The organism is Actinoalloteichus hymeniacidonis (assembly GCF_014203365.1).
Taxonomy (GTDB): domain Bacteria; phylum Actinomycetota; class Actinomycetes; order Mycobacteriales; family Pseudonocardiaceae; genus Actinoalloteichus_A; species Actinoalloteichus_A hymeniacidonis.
On record NZ_JACHIS010000001.1, the window covers coordinates 3537938 to 3556564 of the forward strand.

Genomic DNA, 18627 nt, shown 5'->3' on the forward strand with positions numbered 1-18627 from the left:
GCCCCTGCTCCCTGGGGGACAGCCCGGCTCAGGCATGACTCGACCCGTTGCTTGTCGAAGCACACGCTACGAAGGGTGACACATGCGGAAGGTGTTGATAGTCGGGGCAGGCCAGGCCGGTTTACAGCTGGGTCTGAGCCTGCTGGCACACGGGTACGCGGTCACGATCATGTCCGCGCGTACTCCCGAGGAGCTGCGTGCCGGGCGGGTGATGTCCACCCAGTGCATGTTCGGCCCGGCGCTGGAGAAGGAACGCACCTACGAGCTGAACCTGTGGGAGGAGGACGCTCCGGATATCACCGGACTCGGGGTATCGGTGGCCGGTCCCGACGGGGGCCGGGCGTTGGACTGGTTGGCGCCGACGGCGGAGTTCGCACAGTCGGTGGACCAGCGGATCAAGATGGCGGGCTGGTTGGAGCTGTTCGAGGATCGTGGTGGGACCGTGGTGTTCCACGGGGTGACCACCTCGGATCTGCACGCGTTGGCCCGGCTGTACGACCTGGTGGTGATCGCCGCGGGCAAGGGCGAGCTGGTCCAGCTGTTCGACCGGGATCCGCGCTATTCGCCGTTCACCAGTCCACAACGTGCCCTGTCGGTGGCCTATGTGCACGGCCTCGGACCCCGACCGGAGCATCCCGAGACCACGGCCGTCCGATTCAACGCGGTGCCCGGGGTCGGCGAGTTGTTCGTGATCCCGGGCCTCACCCTCACCGGACCGTGCGACATCCTGTTCTTCGAGGGTGTGCCCGGTGGACCGTTGGACTGTTGGCAGGACCGACCGGGACCGCAGGAACACCTGCGCCGGATGCTGGCCAAGATCCGCGAGTACGTCCCGTGGGAGTACGGGCGTTGCGGTGCGGTGGAGTTGACCGACGACCGCGCGACGCTGGCGGGCGGGTACACCCCGGTGGTGCGCAGACCGATCGGCACGCTGCCCGGTGGTGCGCTGGTGCTGGGGATGGCCGACGTGGTGGTCGCCAACGACCCGATCACCGGCCAGGGGTCGAACAATGCGAGCCGGTGCGCGGCGTCCTATCTGGACAGCATCGTCGAGCACGGCGAACGGCCGTTCGACCAGTCGTGGATGCAGCAGACCTTCGACCGGTACTGGTCGGAGGCCCGGCATGCCACCACGTGGACGAACATGATGCTGCATCCGCCCGCGCACGTTCCGGAGGTCCTCGGCGCCGCAGCCGAACGTCCGTCTGTCGCGACCCGGTTCGTCGCGGGGTTCTCCGAGCCCGCCGGCCTGGACGAGTGGTTCTTCGATCCCGAGGCGGCGCGGGCCTACCTTGCGGCGGAGGCGTCGGCTCAACCGGTGTGATGTCGCTGCGGACGACGGGGTGGTCATCCCGTCGTCCGCAGCATGGGCCCTCGATCCGAGCATCGGCTATCCGACGACGACCTCCCTGGTGGGCGCAGGCGCCGCCTCGGATTCCGGGTCGGCAGCGGTGGAGATGCGCAGTGCCGCGACGAGTTCGCGGTACAGCTCGTCGACGGCCAACAGTTCGTGATGGGTGCCCTGGGCCCGAACTCGGCCCGCCTCCATGACGATGATCCGGCCCGCGTCCACCACGGTGGACAGCCGGTGCGCGATGGTCACCACCGCACCCCGAGCGGCGAGGTGGGCGATCACCTCGTGCACGGCGGCCTCGGTGAGTCCGTCGAGTTGAGCCGTGGCCTCGTCCAGTAGCAGGATCTCGGGCTGGGAGACCAAAGCTCTGGCCAGGGCGATGCGTTGCCGTTCGCCGCCGGAGATCGTCGTATCGGCCACCGAGGTGGCCAGCCCGTCGGGCATGGATCTGACTCGGTCGGCGAGGCGCACCGATTCCAGCGCCGCCCAGATGGCGTCCTCGTCGGCGTCGGGATAGGCGTAGACCAGGTTCTCCCGCAGGGTTCCGGGTACCAGCGGGGTGTCCTGCTCCACGTAGACGATGCGGCGGCGGATCTCGTCGGTGGCCACGGTGTCGAAGGGTCTGCCGTCCAGCCGCAGTTCGCCGCCGTCGGGTTGGAGGAACTTCAGCAGCAGCGAGAACATCGTCGTCTTACCCGCGCCGGAGGGCCCGACGATGGCGGTGTGTCCGATGCGGGGGATCTCGACGCTCACGCCCTTCAATGCCGGGTCGACGTCGGGTCGGTATCGGACGACCACCTCGTGCAGGGCGAGCACGGTCGCCGCCTGCTGCGCTTGCGGCGTGGTCGGGGTGCTGCCGGCATCGGTCGGAGCACCGTCGGTTTCCTCCATCTCCAGTGCCTGGATCTCTCGGATTCGAGCCGACGCCGCGATTCCGGACTGGAGCTCGGTGAACGTGGTGGTGAGCGACATGACCGGCTCCATGAGTTGGAACTGGTACAGCAGGAACGCCACCAGGGCCGAGACGGCCAGGGCTCCCGTGCTGACTCGCCAGGCACCGACCGCCAGGATCAGCAGGATCGCCAACTGGATACCGCTGCCTGCCGCCGTCCAGGCCACGGCCTCGATACGGACGGAGCGCACGCTCTGGCGACGCGATTCGGCTGCCTCCTCGAGGATCCGTTCGGTCTCCCGGCCTTCGGCGCGGCTGGCCTTGACCGTGCGCAGTGCGCGCATCGCCCCTTCCAGGACGCCGCCGAGCCGTCCCACGGCGGCCTGTGCCTGCTCTTGAGCCGCGGCGATCTTCGGCATCATGACGCCGATGACGGCGCCCATCGTCAGCAGCGCCACCACGGTGACCACCAGCAGAACCCAGTCCAGCACCGCCATTAGGACCAGGGCGCCGACCAGGCTGACCGTCCCGTTGACGAGTTGAACAAGGCTGGAGGCGGCGGCCTCCCGGAGTAGCACGGTGTCCGAGGTGACCCGGGTGACCAGCTCGCCGCTGGAGCGGCCCGAGAGCTCCGTCACCCTGGCGCCGAACAGTCGACGCACCATCGATCCCCTGGCGTCGAACACGATCCGCTCGGCCAGCGTGCCTAACAGGATCCATTGGACGAGCCCGACCACGGAACCGATCACCAGCATGCCGACCAGCAGCCACACCGCGGGCGCGATGGACGCCTGCGCCGCCAGCCCGTCCAGCAACCATTTGGTCGCCATCGGAGTCACCAACCCGGCGCCGGTGGTCAGCAGTCCGAGCAGGATCCCGAACAGCAGAACTCGACGATGCGGCCGAACGAACGACCACAAGACCTTGAGATTCCCCCACCGCGCAGGGGTCGGCTCGACCTCGACCGACGTGGACACGCGCACTCCTTGCCTACCTGGTTCGCCCGGGTATCCCCATGAATTTCCAAAGTATCAGAACAAAACTTCGACGCACTCAAATAAACTCCACGAGTGCATTTAGGTACACATGGAACCCGAAATGGGACTTTGATGTTCCATTTTGACTCGGTGTTCCGCTCTCCAGCACGATGAGGCGTGTGTCCAGCATGCAGTCGGGCAGCAGTGCTCGAACGAGACAAGCGATCATCGATGCGGCGGGTGAGCTCCTCGCCCAGCGGCCTGCCGCTTCGTTGGCCGAGATCGCCGAGGCGGCGCGGGTGGGCCGCAGCACGCTGCACCGCCACTTCCCCGATCGGGCCGGGCTGATCAGCACACTGATCCGCCACCTCGCGGATCGTGTCGATCGGGTGATCGCCGAGGCGGCGCTCGATCAGGGCACCGCCAAGGCGGCATTGCACAGACTGCTGCACGGGTACTTCGAGCTCGGTCCCGGGCTGATGTTCGCGCTCGCCGAGACGCGGCGCAGTCAGGATGAGCAACTGCACGGCGCGATGTCGGCCGCCGACCGATCGGTCGCGCGGCTGCTGGAGCGCGGCCGCGCCGAGGGAGAGTTCGATTGCGCCCTCACCGCCGATTGGACTCGGCGGGCCCTGTGGTTCCTGCTGGCGGCGACCTGGGACGCCGTCGGCGCGAAGTCGATGTCTCGTCACGAGGCCGTCGACACCATGGCCCGCACCCTGGAACGGGGCATCCTCGACCAGCACGATTGATCACGGACGCCGGAGGTCCGTCGCAGGCAGACGATCCACGCCCGGGATGTTTCACGGTATGGGAGACGTTGCGTCGCGCGGCCGCGATGACGAAGGTCGAGAGCAAGGCAGCGCACGGTCCGACCCGCGCATCCGACTCCCAGCCACGATCGGCGGGGAGATCGCAGGCCTACCGTCGCCCACGCTTTCGACATCCACATCGGTGGGCGCATCGATCGGGCAGCACTGCCGTTCCCCTTCCATCCCGCAGATCAGGGAGAGCGAGCATGACGACGAATCCGAGCATCGGCGTTCTGGTCGGCAACCCGAGGCAGGCATCCCGAACCCTGCATGCCGCCCTCTCGTTGGCGGAGGCAGTTCGGCGTGCCACGTCCGCCGGGACGCAGGAATCCACGGCCGAGCTGGTCGTGGTGGACGCTGCCGAGATCGCCCCGGAGGTCTTCCATCCCGGCAGCGGTCACGTCCGCAATGCGTTGGCGACTCTGGCGGAGGTGGATGTGCTGGTGGTGGCCTCGCCGACCTACAAGGCCACCTACACGGGGCTGTTGAAGGCGATCCTCGACCAGGCGCCGGGCGGGTGGCTTCGCCACCGGATCGCGATACCACTGTTGGTGGCGGCCTCGGATCGTCACGCCCTGGCGGTCGAGGTCCATCTTCGGCCACTGCTGGTCGAGCTGGGCGCGTTGATCCCCGGCCCCGGCGTGTTCCTCAATGAATCGGAGCTCGGCGCGGAGCGCGGCGTGTTGATCGATCGCTTGACCACGCTGCTCGACGAGAACGGCATCCTCGCCGGGTTGGACCGACTGGCAGCGGGCCGCAGCCCTGTCGGCGATCCGGTCTGATCGAGAAGTCCCAGAGTGTGAACGCCTGTCGAATCGGGACTTGGCGCGGATCGGGAAATCTGCAAGCATTCAAATATGCCGATGGCGCCCTTGCTCACCTCTCGCCGACACGTCGATTTTCATCGACTGTCCAGCGCGCTGTGTCCGAGTCATCGCTCTTTCCGATCGATCGGCATCTCGAATCGCTTCTGATCGATCGCTCTGATTCTTCGTCGATACTTCACTAGGGCGGGTTATCCGAATATCGGTGCACTGCCCGATCTTCCGGACGCCGGGGCAATCGTGTCGGACGATGACGAATCAGCGGTGCCCGTCCTCGTTCCCGCCTCCATGATGTCGGCCCGCATCGGCATCGGCGGGCAGCCCCGGCCACAGCCGATCACAGGCCGCCCCGTATTCGCAGCGCACAGCACCACGGAAGGCGGCCTGACATGTCGGACGAACCTCGACCCGAGCAGTCGACCGCCGAACCTCCACCGACTTCGACCACCGCATTCCACCGTCCGTCCACTGCGGAGATCCCGACTCGGAATCCGGACCGCATCGAGTCGACATCGAATTCCGGCTGCAGCTGGACCCGGTTGGCGGCGGCGGGATTCGACCGTTTCGACGTCTGACCGGACCGTATCCGCTCATTCTTCCCGATAACTCCGGGCATACCGGACCGGAGGATTTCGCCGCTTGACCGCGACCATCGGTTTGTTTTTCACGACCATCTGTTTCGACGTGAGGAGAATGCGGCCGTCATCCCGTCCTGCCGCACCGCGCCCGAAGGAGAGACATGGCCTTCCCGATTCCCAGTCCACGGGAGCTCGGCACCGCTGAGAACTCCGAATCGATCGATCCCGATGATTTCCGGACCGCCTTTCGCAGGCATCCATCCGGGGTCGTCGTCATCACCACGGATGCGGGTTCCGGTCCCGTGGGATTCACCGCGACCTCGTTGACGTCGGTCTCGTTGACTCCCCCGTTGATCTCCTTCGGGATCGCCTCACGGGCGTCGAGTTGGCCGCACGTCCGCGATAGCAAGGCAGTGGTGGTCAACTTCCTCGGCGCAAGCCAGGAATCGGTCGCTCGACGGTTCGCCACCAGCGGCATCGACCGATTCGCCGCCCCGATCCGCTGGCATCGACTCGCGGGCGGCCAACCGGCTCTCGACGACGTCTCCGGGCGGCTGCTGAGCTCGATCGAGGCCATCCTCCCGGTGGGCGATCACCACGTCGTGATCGCCAAGGTGGTCGGCGCACAGTTCCTGTCCGACGAGGAGCCCTTGGTCTACCGGGACGGCTGCTATCACCGCGTCGCTCCCGCTCGGACCGAGTGAGGATCGCCTTCGCAGGACCTAATCCGTTCTCGGCCGTACGGGGCCCGCGCCGATCCCGGCGCCGTGGCGCACCCACCGCCCGTCTCCGTCAGGAGTACCTGTGAACCACGTTCATCCCGCGCGTCCTCGGCCCGGTCGTAGACCGGCGTATCCGGTGCTCCTCGCCTCGGCGGCCGTCGTCCTGCTGACGGCCTCGGCCTGTTCCGACGCCACGGGCGGATCGACGACCTTCACCGAGCCCGGCCCCGGTGGCACGTTGAGCTACGCCCTGTCGCAGGCGCCCGACTGCCCCGACCCGCAACAGGCCGGGCAGAACATGGCGGTGTACATCGCCAGGCAGGTGGCGGACTCGCTCACCGATCAGGATCCCGAGACCGGGGAGATCACTGGGTGGCTGGCCGAGTCCTGGGAGGTCGACGACGCGGGCACCGAGTTCACCTTCCAGCTGCGGCCCGAGGTGACCTATTCGGACGGCACACCGGTCGACGCGGAATCGGTGCGCACCAATTTCGACTCCATCGCCTTCGAGCTGGGTGCCTCGGCACCGTTGGGCAGTACCTATCTCGCGGGTTATCGGGAGACGCGGGTGGAGGACCCACTGCGGGCGACGGTGGTCTTCGAGGAGCCCAACGCCCAATTCCTGCAGGCGACCTCCACGTTCTCGCTGGCGCTGGTGGCCGATGCGACGGTGCGGACACCGCTGGATCGACGGTGTCAGGGCGAGGTGATCGGTTCCGGACCGTTCGTCGTCTCCGAGTTCGTCGAGGACCAACGAGTGATGTTGACCCGCCGGGACGACTACGACTGGGCGTCGCCGGTGGTGAAGCACTCCGGCGCTGCCTACCTGGACGCCGTGGACTTCCAGATCATCCCGGAATCGAGTGTGCGTGCGGGCAGTCTGGCCTCGGGGCAGCTCGACGCGGTGAGCGATGTGCTCCCCCAGGACACCCCGCAGATACAGGCGGGCGGTGGTTCCGTCCTCAGCACGGCCAATCCCGGGGTGCCGTTCATTCTGCAACCCAATGTTTCGCGGGGTCCGCTGGCCGAGGAGGCGGTACGGGATGCCGTGCAGCTCGGCATCGACCGCGCGGAACTGGTCGAGACCCTGCTCGGCGAGCACTTCCACCCCGCGACCAGCGTGCTGGCCCACACCACGCCCGGCTATGCGGATCTGAGTGCGGAGCTGTCCCACGATCCCGACGCGGCGGCCGAGTTGCTGGACCGCGCGGGATGGACGTCGGGGCCCGAGGGCATTCGGGTGCGCGATGGCGAGGCGCTGTCGATCGACGTGGTCTTCAGCGCCGCGTTCAGCGGGAGCCAGGCGGTGCTGGAGTTGGTGCAGCAGCAGCTGCGGGCGATCGGCGTCGACCTTCGGCTTCGGCTGGTCACGCCCGCCGAGTCCGCGCAGCTTCAAGAGGACGGCGATTACGACTTCTACTTCTACAACACCACCAGGGCCGATCCCGACATCCTCCGAACCCTGTTCTCCACCGATTTCGTCAATCGCAATCTGCGGGCATCCGATGAGGAACTCGACCCGCTGTTGGCCCGGCAGGCGGCCACGCTCGACGTCGACGAGCGCGATGCGCTGGTGGCCGAGGCGCAGCTGTTGATCGTCGATCGCGGGTTCGCGATCCCGTTGTTCGAGTTGTCGCAGGCGATCGGGGTGTCGGGCGACGTGCACGATCTCGCCTTCGAGGCCTCCGCCCGGCTGCGATTCCACGATGTGTGGCTGGCCGACCGATGAGCCCGGCCTATCTGGGTCGCAGGCTGGCGCAATCGGGGCTGGTGCTGCTGGCCGCGTTCACGGTGACCTTCGTGGTGCTGTACCTGCTGCCCAGCGATCCGGTGCGGATCATGCTCGACGCGGGTGGTGAGGGCGGCTATGTCGATCCGGCCGAGATCGCCGCGCTGCGTGCCGAGCATGGCTTGGATCAGCCGCTGCTGATCCAGTACCTCGGCGCGCTCGGTCGGGTGGTGACCGGCGATCTGGGCACGTCGATCGTGTCCGGGGCTCCGGTGACGCAGTCGATCGGGGAGGCGCTGCCGCACACGCTGGCGTTGGCGGGCTCCGCGTTGCTGGTGGCGGTGCTGCTCGGCGGGGCGGTCGCGGTGGGCGGTACCGCGCTACGCCTGACCTGGTTGCGGAATCTGGTGCTGTCGCTGCCCGCGCTGGCGTTGGCGGCGCCCACGTTCTGGGTGGGCCTGCTGCTGCTGCAGTTCGTCTCGTTCCAGGTCGGGCTACTGCCCGCCTTCGGCAACGACGGCATCGCCACCCTGGTTCTGCCCACCGTCACGTTGGCCTTGCCGACCGCGGCGGCGGTGGCCCAGGTGTTGGCCGGTGGGTTGACCGATGCGTGGCGACAGCCCTACATCGAGACGGCACGCGCGAAAGGCGCTGGACAGCTACGGGTGCATCTGGCGCACGCCCTGCGCAACGCGGTGATCCCCACGATCACGATGTCGGGCGTTCTGATCGGTCAGTTGTCGGCGGGTGCGGTGGTGGTGGAGACCGTGTTCTCCCGGGTCGGCATCGGTCGGTTGGCGCAGAGCGCGGTCACCGCACAGGACATCCCGGTGGTGCAGGGCTTGGTGTTGCTCGCCGCGCTGGTGTTCGTGCTGGTCAATCTGCTGGTCGATCTGGTCGTGCCGCTGCTCGACCCCCGGATCTCCGCGCCAGCGGCGAGCTGAGAGGAACTGTGATGTCGGTTCTAGCCGCCCGAGCGGACGCCACGGAGTCCGGATGGGCACGTGTCCGGCGATGGCGTCCGGGGGTGGTGCTGTCCGTCCTGGTGCTTCTGATCACGCTGGCCTGGGCGACGGTGCCCTCGGTGTTCGCGCCCGGTGATCCACTCGCGGGTGTGCCCGCGCGGGCGTTGACGCCACCGGATGCCACGCACTGGTTCGGCACCGATCACCTCGGTCGGGATCTCTACACCCGGGTCGTGCACGGCACGGCGCTGTCGGTGGCGGCCACCGCGATCGCGGTGGCCTTGGCACTGGTGGTGGGGACCGTGATCGGCCTGCTCGCCGGTTTCCTCGGCGGTCTGGTGGACGACGTCCTGATGCGGCTGGTGGACGTGCTGTTGGCGGTGCCGCCGCTGCTGATGTCGCTCACGGTGATCACCGTGCTGGGGTCCGGGACGATCACGGTGGCCATCGCGGTCGGTGTGGCCTCGGTGGCGGGGTTCGCGCGGGTCATGCGTGCCGAGGTGTTGCGGGTGCGGCAGGCGACGTTCGTGGAGGCGGCGGTGGGCGGCGGGGTACGCCCGGTCCGGGTGCTGCTGCGGCATGTGCTGCCCAACGCGACCGGGCCGGTCGGTGCGCTGACCACGGTGGAGTTCGGCCAGGCGTTCCTGGCCGTGGCGGCGCTGGGCTTCCTCGGGTTCGGCGCCGCGCCGCCGCAGCCGGAGTGGGGCCTGTTGGTGTCGGAGGGACGCGGCTATCTGGCGACGTCCTGGTGGTACACGACGCTGCCCGGTCTGGTGATCGTCGCCGTGGTGCTGGCGGCGACTCGGCTGGGTCGGGCGCTCAAGGAGAACGGGCGGCGAATATGAGCGACGCGGTGTTGGTGGTGACCGACCTGCACGTCCAGTACCGGGTGAACGGACGGACGGTGCCTGCCGTGCGGGGGCTGGATCTGCGGATCGCGCCGGGCGAGGTGGTGGCGATGGTCGGCGAGTCCGGTTCGGGAAAGTCGACCGCCGCCCACGCGGTGTTGGGTCTGCTGCCGGGCTCGGGTCTGAGGACGCGGGGCCGGATCGAGATCGACGGCGTGGACGTCACCGAGTGGTCGGATCGACTGTTGGCCACCGTTCGCGGTTCGCGGGTCGGGTTGGTGCCGCAGGATCCGACGGTGTCGCTCAACCCGGTGGTGCGCGTCGGTGCGCAGGTCGCCGAGGTGCTGCGGTTACACGGGTTGGCCGATCGGCGGAGTGCACCGGAGCGGGCCGTGTCGATCCTGCGGGAGGTGGGGATCGACGACGCACCGCTGCGGGCCCGGCAGTATCCGCACGAGTTGAGCGGCGGACTTCGCCAGCGGGTGTTGATCGGGATCGCCCTGGCCTGCAGGCCGCCGCTGTTGATCGCTGACGAGCCGACCAGCGCGTTGGACGTCACGGTCCAGCGCAGGGTGCTGGACCACCTGGATGTGCTGACCAACAGGTTCGGCACGGCGTCACTGTTGATCACGCACGATCTCGGAGTGGCGGCGGACCGCGCGCATCGGGTGCTGGTGATGCGGCACGGCAGGGTGGTGGAGCAGGGCCCCACCGAGACGGTGTTGCGCAGCCCGTCGCACGACTACACCCGTGAGCTGCTCGCCGCCGTCCCCGGCCGACGTCGGGTCGCCCCGGATGGTCGGCGGGCGGCAGCCAAGGGCAGGGATTCCGCTGCTGCGCCGCCGATTCGGGAGGCGCCCCTGGCGGTGGTCGAGGACGTGCGCAAGGCGTTCCGGGTGCGGCTGGCCTCCGGGGCACACCGGCTGGTGGAGGCCGTCCGAGGGGTGTCGTTATCGGTAGGACGCCGGGAGACGCTGGCGCTGGTCGGCGAGTCCGGTTCGGGGAAGTCGACCACCGCGCGGCTGTTGCTCCGGCTGACCGACGTGACCTCGGGGACGATCCGTTTCGACGGGCGGGACATCACCCGGCTGCGTGGGTCGGACCTGCGGTCCCTGCGGTCCCGAGCGCAGCTGGTCTACCAGAATCCGTACTCCTCGTTGAATCCTCGACTGACGATCGAGCAGGTGGTTGCGGAGCCGCTGGTGGCCTTCCGCCGGGGTGACCGTCGTTCCCGTGCCGCCAGGGTCGCCGAGCTGCTGGATCAGGTGGCGCTACCTGCGGGTACCGGTGATCGCAGGCCGGGCGAACTCTCCGGTGGTCAGCGGCAGCGGGTCGCGATCGCCAGGGCGTTGGCGCTGCGGCCCGAGCTGTTGGTCCTGGATGAGCCGGTGTCGGCGTTGGACGTCTCCGTGCAGGCGCGCATCCTCGATCTACTCGCTGATCTCCAGCAACAGTTGGCCTTGAGCTGCGTGTTCATCTCCCACGATCTGGCGGTCGTACGTCAGGTGAGCGACCGGGTGGCCGTGATGCGCGGCGGCGAGCTGGTGGAGCTGGGGGAACGCGACGAGGTTTTCGATCGGCCGCGCCATCCCTACACCCGCGAGCTGTTGGCCTCGGTCGCCGGGGGCGGCCTCGTGGCGGCCGAGTCGCTCGGTGCCGCAGCGACGCATCCGCCGGAGTCGGACCAACGTACGGCGGCCGGGTCGCTGCCGCCCTGAGCCCCGCCTCCCGTTCTCGAACCGCCTCGACTCACCGACCTCTCTAGGAGCGGATCCCGTGTCTCCCACGACGCCTCTGCCGTTGTCCGTGCTCGATCTGAGTCCCGTGCCGCGTGGCGGCACCGCCGCCCGCGCCCTGGCCGACACGATCGAGTTGGCCGGGTTGGCCGAGAACCTCGGCTACCACCGATTCTGGCTGGCCGAGCATCATCTCAATCCCGGGGTGGCCTCGGCATCACCTGCGGTGCTCATCGCCCTGGTCGCCTCGGCGACCCGGCATATCCGGGTCGGTTCCGGCGCCGTGCAGATCTCGCATCTGACCCCGCTGTTGGTGGCCGAGCAGTTCGGGACCATCGCCCAGGTGCATCCGGATCGGATCGATCTGGGCCTCGGCCACCTCGATCTGGGTGCCCTGCAACGCAGACGCACGGCGGGTCCACCTTCCGGGGGCACCGTCGCCTCGGCCCGGGTGGTCGACGGTCTGCTGGTTCCCGCGCCGGCGCGGTTCGGCGGCAGCATCGCGACCTTCGAGCTGCTCGCGCGGCTGCTCGGGTACCGGCCGAACGAGGAGCGTCAGTCCTATCAGGACCAGGTCCGAGACCTGCTGGCCTTCCTCGACGGCGAGTACCGCGACCCGGCCGGGCGTGCCGTGCACGCCGTTCCCGCCGAGGGTGCCGACCTGCAGACCTGGGTGCTGGGTTCCAGCGGCGGGGTCAGCGCGCAGACCGCCGGAGCGGTCGGTCTGCCCTTCGCGGCGGGCTATCACGCCGCGCCCGCCGGGGTGTTGGACGCGGTGGCGGCGTATCGGGCGGCGTTCGTGCCGTCGGTGAGTTCTCCCCGGCCCTATGTGATGGTCTCGGCGGACGTGGTGGTCGCGGAGACCGACGCCGAGGCACGTCGACTCGCGACGCCGTTCGCCTCGTGGGTGCTCGACATCCGCACCGGGCGCGGGGCGCAGCCCTATCCGACGCCGGACGAGGCCGAGTGGCGACGGTGGACGGCCGAGGAACGCGCGATCGTCCAAGATCGTGTCGACACGCAGATCGTGGGTTCGCCCGCCACGGTCGTCGAGCGGTTGCGCACCCTGGCCAGGGTCACCGGGGCCGACGAACTGCTGATCACCACCATCACCAGCGAGCACTCCGACCGGGTGCGTTCCTACGAGCTGTTGGCCGAGGCCTGGCAGGCGATCGGACGTGGTGGAACCGACTCGGATGCGGCAGCGCAGTCGACCGAGGTCGACGTCTCGAACCCGGCGGTCGCAGGCAACGGCCTTCCGGTCGAGAGGGAAGCGCGGTCCGAGGCGGGCGCCGGGGCCTCTCGTCCTCGGCTGGCCGTCGAGCTGGACGGGGCGGGCAGGCATCCGGCGGCGTGGCGGCTCCCGGACGCCAAGCCGGACCGGTTGTCGACGGCCGAGTGGTACGTCGAGTCGGTGCGGCGGGCCGAGGAGGGCGGGCTCGACTTCGTCGCCATCACCGACGCGTTCACCCCGTACTCCGATAGGCCGGGGCAGGTCGCGGGCCGACTGGACGCCGTCGCGATCGCGGCCCGGGTGGCGCCTGTGACGTCGTCGATCGGGCTGGTTCCCACCGCCACCGTCACCCACACCGAGCCGTTCCACCTGTCCAAAGCGCTGGCGACGCTGGATTTCGTGAGCCTGGGCCGCGCGGGGTGGGAGGTGGCGGTATCGCAGACACAGGCCGAGGCGGATCTCTTCGGCCGCAAGGACGCCGCAGCCGCCGAGGTGCTGTGGGCGGAGGCGAGCGACGCGGCGGAGGTGGTGGTCCGGCTGTGGGACAGCTGGGACGACGACGCCGAGATCCGCGAGGTGGCCACCGGTCGGTTCATCGACCGAGATCGCCTGCACTACATCGACTTCGACGGGGAGTTCTTCTCCGTACGCGGACCGTCGATCACGCCGCGTCCCCCGCAGGGCCATCCGCTGATCGTGGTCGGGGTGCACGACCCCGAGGCGATCGGTACCGCTGCGACCCATGCCGACGTGGTGCGGGTGTCCGCGCCCGATCTGGACTCGGCGCGGGCGATCCGCTCCCGGGTTCGAGCCGAGGTCGCGGAGGCGGGGCGGGATCCCGACGAGGTGTCGGTCCTGCTGGATCTGGAGGTGTTGCTCGCCGCCGACGGCGCCGCCGCCCGAGCGGTGCTCGGCGAGCTCGACGGGTGGGCGGGTGCGGCGGTGCCCGCCCGATCGCTGCGGGTCGTCGGTGCCCCCGGCGAGGTGGCCGATCTCATCGAGCAGGGCTTCCGATCGGGTGCGTTCGACGGGGTGGTCTTCGCACCGTTGGCGCTGCCCGGCGGGTTGATCTCGATCGTCGAGGACGTGTTGCCGGTGCTGGCCGAGCGAGGCCTGGCCGAGACGGCCGTCGAGCGCGCGAATGCGGTGCGGAGCCAGGGGCTGCGGGCCCGGCTGGGCCTGCCCGCCCGGGCGGCGAGCCGGTTCGCCGCAGCCGAGGAACCGGTGTCGTCGGCACCGATCGAGAAGACGGCCGTCGGCACCGACGACCGGCAGAAGGAGCAGACCCGATGAGCACGACCCGTAAGCAGATCCATCTCGCGGCGCACTTTCCCGGGGTGAACAACACCACGGTGTGGAGTGACCCGGCCAGTGCCAGCCAGATCGACTTCGCGTCCTTCGTGCACCTCGCGCAGACCGCGGAGCGCGGGTTGTTCGATTTCTTCTTCCTGGCCGAGGGGCTGCGACTGCGCGAGCATCTCGGTCGGATCTTCGACCTCGACGTGGTGGGGCGACCGGACACCTTCACCGTGCTCGACGCGCTCGCGGCGGTGACCAGCCGACTCGGTCTGATCGGCACGATCAACGCGACCTTCAACGAGCCCTACGAACTGGCCCGCCAGTTCGCCTCGCTCGATCACCTCTCGGGCGGGCGGGCCGGGTGGAACGTGGTGACCTCCTCGGACGCCTTCACCGGGGAGAACTTCCGGCGGGGCGGCTATCTGGCGCACTCACAGCGCTACGAGCGTGCCGAGGAGTCGGTCGCGGTGGCTCGCAAGCTGTGGGACGCGTGGCGGGCAGGCACGGTGCCGGTGGATGTCGAGCGAGGCGTGTTCGTCGAGCCGGGCTCGGTGTCCACGGTGGAGCATCGGGGCGCGCAGTTCTCGATCACCGCCGCGCCCGGGCTGCCCGCAGGTCCGCAGGGGCATCCGGTCGTGTTGCAGGCCGGCGACTCGGATCAGGGGCGCGAGTTCGGCGCGACCCGGGCCGATGCGATCTTCTCCCGACACGGCACCCTGGAGGCCGGGCAGGCGTTCTACCGGGACATGAAGGCACGGGCCGTGCGGCACGGGCGTTCGGCCGACGACCTGAAGATCCTGCCCGGGGTCACCGTCGTCGTCGGGGACACCGACGCCGACGCCCAGGAGAGGGCCGAGCACATCCGCAGGCAGCAGGTGGGCCCGCAGACCGCGATCGCGACCCTGGAACGGATCTGGGGACGTGATCTGTCGGCCTACGATCCGGACGGTCCGCTGCCCGAGGACGACCCGGTGGTCGATGGGACGCCGGTCGTGCGTGGCCGTACTCGCGAGTCGACGGCGCCGGTCGAGATCGCCCGGCAGTGGCGGGCGCTGGCCGAGGAACGCGGGCTGAGCATCCGCGAGCTGGTGATCGAGACGACGGCACGGCAGTCGTTCATCGGCAGTGCCGCCGAGGTAGCCCGGCAACTCGACGAGCACGTCCAGGCCGACGCCGCCGACGGTTTCATCCTGGTCCCGCACCTCACTCCCGGTGGACTCGATGAATTCGTGGACCGGGTGGTTCCCGAGCTGCAGGACCGGGGCGTCTTCCGGACCGAGTACACCGGGAACACCCTGCGCGATCACCTGAACCTTCCGCATCCGCATCGCCGCACCCGAGAGCTCTGATCCCCCGGCGGTTTTCACAGCAGAGGAGCGCAGTCGATGAAACTGGGAGTGTTGAGCCTCGGGAGTACCGCGCCGGACCCGGTGTCGGGCCGCGTGCCGTCGACGACCGAACGTTTCGAGGAGGTGCTTCGCCTCGCGGAGCTGGCCGAGGAGTCCGGACTGGACTACTTCGGTTTCGGCGAGCATCACGCTGGGCGCACGGTGGCCAGTGCTCCGCCGGTGGTGCTCGCGGCCGTCGCGGCCAGGACGCAGCGCATCGGGTTGATCTCGACGGTCACGCTGTTGAGCACGTTGGATCCGGTGCGGGTCGCCGAGGACTACGCGACCGTGGACCAGCTCTCGCACGGCCGTGTCGAGGTCATCATCGGCAAGGGCAACTCCGCCGATCCTTATCCGCTCTTCGGCTACGACCGGGAGCACCAGTGGGAGTTGCTCGCCGAGCATCATGGCCTGCTGCGCAGGCTGTGGCGGGACGAGCCCGTCACCTTCACCGGCCGGTTCCGTGGCCCGCTGCGGGAGGTCACGACCCTGCCTCGACCGACGAGGGTTCCGCCGATCTGGCACGGGGTGGCCACGAGCCTGCACTCCCCCGAGCTGGCCGCCCGCCATGGCGAGCCGATCTTCGTGGCCAACGCCATCCAGCCGCTGGAGAACTACGCGCGGCTGGTGGATCACTACCGGCGGGTCTGGGCGGAGCAGGGCCACGATCCGGCTGCGGCGCGGGTCGGTTGTGGCGGGCAGCTCTATATCGGCCGCAGTTCGCAGGCGGCGAGGTCGGAGTTGCGGCCCTACTACGAGGCGTTGTGGTCCGATCGCGACCCGACCAGGGATCGGGGCGGTATCGGGGACGAGCCCTCGGGCACGACGTTGGAGGATCACGTCCGCGATGGCGGGCTGTTCACCGGCAGTCCCGCCGAGGTCATCGACAAGATCGGCCGCTACCACGAGCGACTCGGCCAGGACACGATGATCTTCGGGGTGGAGCTGGGCGGTCTGCCGCCCGCCAGGGTCGCCGACTCGCTGTTCCGCTTCGCCGAGGAGGTCGCGCCGGCGCTCCGCGCGCTCTGAAGGCCGTGTCCGGTGCTTCGGTTCCGCTGTCGGTCCGCCGCCGGGTATGCAGGCGCCGGCCTTCCAGCTGGCAAGTCCGCCCGGATCGTCTCAGCAGCCGGGAGAAAGGGGGCGATCGGCCGAAAGGAATGGCGGTCAAGCCGGGTGAAGGGGTCTGATCAGGCCGGATCTCGCCGGGACAGCCGGGCGAGCAGGTCGAGAGGACACCACGGATGAGTGCGACGGATCGAGATTCCGCCGACGTCGGGGAATCCGCCGCAGGGCGGAGACCCTCGCGCGGTGCGCGGCGCTGGGTACCGGCCGCGTTGGTGGTCTTAGCGGTCGCCGTCGGGGGCTACGCAGCGTGGCCGCTGCTCACCGGCTCCGATGAGACCACCACGCGGCAGGACGACGCGGACTCGCCCGCAGTCGATTCCGCCGCGACCGGCGAGGTGTCCTCGTGTGCGGCGGTGGAACCCGACCCCGCCGACGAGTTCCTCGCGGCGATCTGCGATCCCGAGTTCCACGCGGCACGTCGGGCGGCCTTGGAGGCGGCGGCGCAGGACACCGGCTTCAGCATCGGGGTGCGCGGCGACGTGCCTGCCGACGGCTACATGGTGTCCTTCGACGATGCACCGGGTCTGACGCTGGAGGGCGAACTGCTCGCGGACACCGACGCGCTGGAGTCGGAGGTCGACGAGTTCCTGCTGACCAATCGGGCGTTCTTCGCCGAGCGCACCGGTTCCTATCTGGGCGGGTGGATCAATCCGGACACCGAGGAGTTGGTCATCGGCGTGTCCGAGCGCTACACCGATCGCGCGGAATCACTGCGGGTCGGGGCCGATCGGGACCAGATCGCGGTCTACGACCTCGGTGCGGGCGAGGACATCCTGGTGTCGGAGGCGGCGCCCGCTGGGAACTGACGCTCCGGCCCCACCGGCCGGTTCGTTGCCGGGGGCTCGACCGCGCAGGCGTGCGAGCTCCCGGACGCCCAAGAGCAGCGTCGGGTTCAGCCGCGCGTGAGCGATCGACCACGCTCGGCCCACCATCACCCGATCAGGAGAAGTGTCCACATAGCGGGAAATGCCCCGCCAGGGTGGCGATCATTTCCCATATCGTGGCCATCGGGCCTAATATCCGTGCGACCGATCGGGTGAGTTCCGGCCGCATCGAGGCTGCCGTGGTTGCCCACAGTTGCTCGAGCCACGAAGGATCGTCATGCCGCGTCCCCGCCGATTCGCCGCCGTGCTCTCGCTGGCCGCCGTCGCCGCAGTCAGCTGCAACGCCGCCTCGACCGAGTCCGGAGCGGACGACGGGTCCGGGCCGTCCTTCGTCCTGGTCACTCCTAATCCCGTCGGCGTGAACGACTTCCTCAAGCTGTCCGTGGCGGGAGTCGAGGCCGCCGCGGCCGACCACGGCGGCAGCTCGAACGTCTACGAGAGCAGCGACCCCGCCTCGCTCCAACAGAACATGGCCGCCGCCGTGCGCGAGGCACCGGACGTGATCGTCGCCGTCGGTTTCAACTTCGCCGACGTGCTGGCGCAGGAGGCCGAGCGCAACCCCGACCAACAGTTCTTATTCGTCGACTCCTGCACCGAGCAGGAGTTCGCCAATGTCACCTGCGCCACGTTCCGGGAGCACGAGGCGAGCTACCTCGCGGGTGCGCAGGCGGGCCTGCTCACCGAGACCGACCACGTCGGCGCCGTCGTCGTCCTGGACTCACCGCAGTTCCACCGCTTCTCCGACCCCTTCGGCGAGGGTGCGACCCAGACCAACCCCGACGTGGAGTTCACCCAGCTGTTCATCGGTGGGCAGAACCCGTTCAACGATCCGGCCAGGGCCAAGGAACTCGCGGGCACCCTCGCGGGCGAGGGCGTCGACCATGTGATGGGCGCGGCCTCGGCGGCGGGCAACCTCGGCGTGTTCGAGGCGGCGGAGGAGGGCGGATTCTTCGCCTTCGGCGTCGACTCCAACCAGTGCCCGGCCAGTCCCGGTCAGGTCGTCGACAACGTCGTCAAGCGCACCGATGTGGTGATCACCGACGGCATCGACGCGATCCTGGGCGGCGCCAGCGGCGATAACCGGTCGTACGGGCTGGCCGAGGACGGCCTGTCGTTGAGCGGTCTGCTGGACGACGCAGGCGACTCGCAGTGCGTGATCGCCGAGCATCCCGAGGTGATCGAGGAGATCGCCGCGCTGCGCGATCAGATCGTCGCAGGAGAGATCACCGTCACCGATCCGGCGGGTTCGTGACGCCGACG

15 protein-coding genes are annotated in these 18627 nt (G+C 69.2%); 14 read left to right on the forward strand and 1 reads right to left on the reverse strand.

Going from position 1 to position 18627, the window contains the following annotated elements; translation table 11 throughout:
* Window positions 1-82: 82 nt before the first annotated feature.
* Complete coding sequence (locus BKA25_RS14415) at window positions 83-1324, forward strand: styrene monooxygenase/indole monooxygenase family protein (protein WP_069849113.1); 1242 nt, start codon at window positions 83-85, stop codon at window positions 1322-1324.
* 66 nt (window positions 1325-1390) lie between these two features.
* Here BKA25_RS14415 and BKA25_RS14420 read toward each other — a convergent pair whose 3' ends face one another.
* The gene (locus BKA25_RS14420; RefSeq protein ID WP_084643652.1) at window positions 1391-3223 is read right to left on the reverse strand and encodes an ABC transporter ATP-binding protein; all 1833 of its coding nucleotides are present in this window, start codon (window positions 3221-3223) and stop codon (window positions 1391-1393) included.
* A gap of 188 nt (window positions 3224-3411) precedes the next feature.
* On the opposite strand from BKA25_RS14420, the gene BKA25_RS14425 reads away from it, so the two are divergent.
* From BKA25_RS14425 to BKA25_RS14485, 13 genes are all read left to right on the forward strand, one after another.
* Entirely contained in the window at window positions 3412-3975 is a 564-nt protein-coding gene (locus BKA25_RS14425; RefSeq protein ID WP_236750951.1) for a TetR/AcrR family transcriptional regulator, read from the forward strand.
* Between the two features lie 266 nt (window positions 3976-4241).
* A complete protein-coding gene (locus BKA25_RS14430; protein WP_069849107.1) occupies window positions 4242-4817 on the forward strand; it encodes an NADPH-dependent FMN reductase in 576 nt (191 codons plus the stop codon).
* Between the two features lie 81 nt (window positions 4818-4898).
* On the forward strand, window positions 4899-5009 hold the full coding sequence (locus BKA25_RS28665) for a putative leader peptide (protein WP_375791885.1): 111 nt from the start codon (window positions 4899-4901) through the stop codon (window positions 5007-5009).
* Between the two features lie 589 nt (window positions 5010-5598).
* Window positions 5599-6141, forward strand: a complete 543-nt coding sequence (locus tag BKA25_RS14435; RefSeq protein ID WP_069849103.1) for a flavin reductase family protein — start codon at window positions 5599-5601, stop codon at window positions 6139-6141.
* Between the two features lie 100 nt (window positions 6142-6241).
* On the forward strand, window positions 6242-7888 hold the full coding sequence (locus tag BKA25_RS14440) for an ABC transporter substrate-binding protein (RefSeq protein WP_236750768.1): 1647 nt from the start codon (window positions 6242-6244) through the stop codon (window positions 7886-7888).
* Window positions 7885-8832 (forward strand): ABC transporter permease, encoded by a 948-nt coding sequence (locus BKA25_RS14445; RefSeq protein ID WP_069853628.1) that lies wholly within the window; start codon window positions 7885-7887, stop codon window positions 8830-8832. Before BKA25_RS14440 ends, BKA25_RS14445 begins: the two co-directional genes overlap by 4 nt.
* A gap of 11 nt (window positions 8833-8843) precedes the next feature.
* A complete protein-coding gene (locus tag BKA25_RS14450; RefSeq protein WP_084642953.1) occupies window positions 8844-9698 on the forward strand; it encodes an ABC transporter permease in 855 nt (284 codons plus the stop codon).
* Window positions 9695-11419, forward strand: a complete 1725-nt coding sequence (locus tag BKA25_RS14455; RefSeq protein ID WP_069849100.1) for a dipeptide ABC transporter ATP-binding protein — start codon at window positions 9695-9697, stop codon at window positions 11417-11419. Before BKA25_RS14450 ends, BKA25_RS14455 begins: the two co-directional genes overlap by 4 nt.
* A gap of 58 nt (window positions 11420-11477) precedes the next feature.
* On the forward strand, window positions 11478-13964 hold the full coding sequence (locus tag BKA25_RS28405; protein WP_069849098.1) for an MsnO8 family LLM class oxidoreductase: 2487 nt from the start codon (window positions 11478-11480) through the stop codon (window positions 13962-13964).
* Window positions 13961-15319: an NtaA/DmoA family FMN-dependent monooxygenase gene (locus BKA25_RS14470; RefSeq protein WP_069849097.1), complete on the forward strand. Its 1359-nt coding sequence runs from the start codon at window positions 13961-13963 to the stop codon at window positions 15317-15319. Before BKA25_RS28405 ends, BKA25_RS14470 begins: the two co-directional genes overlap by 4 nt.
* 36 nt (window positions 15320-15355) lie before the next feature.
* On the forward strand, window positions 15356-16387 hold the full coding sequence (locus BKA25_RS14475) for an LLM class flavin-dependent oxidoreductase (RefSeq protein WP_069849095.1): 1032 nt from the start codon (window positions 15356-15358) through the stop codon (window positions 16385-16387).
* Window positions 16388-16599: 212 nt separating this feature from the next.
* Window positions 16600-17289, forward strand: a complete 690-nt coding sequence (locus tag BKA25_RS14480) for a hypothetical protein (protein ID WP_069849093.1) — start codon at window positions 16600-16602, stop codon at window positions 17287-17289.
* Between the two features lie 295 nt (window positions 17290-17584).
* Window positions 17585-18619 carry a BMP family ABC transporter substrate-binding protein gene (locus BKA25_RS14485; RefSeq protein ID WP_069849092.1) on the forward strand — a complete coding sequence of 345 codons (1035 nt, stop codon included), beginning with the start codon at window positions 17585-17587 and terminating at the stop codon, window positions 18617-18619.
* Window positions 18620-18627 lie beyond the last annotated feature (8 nt).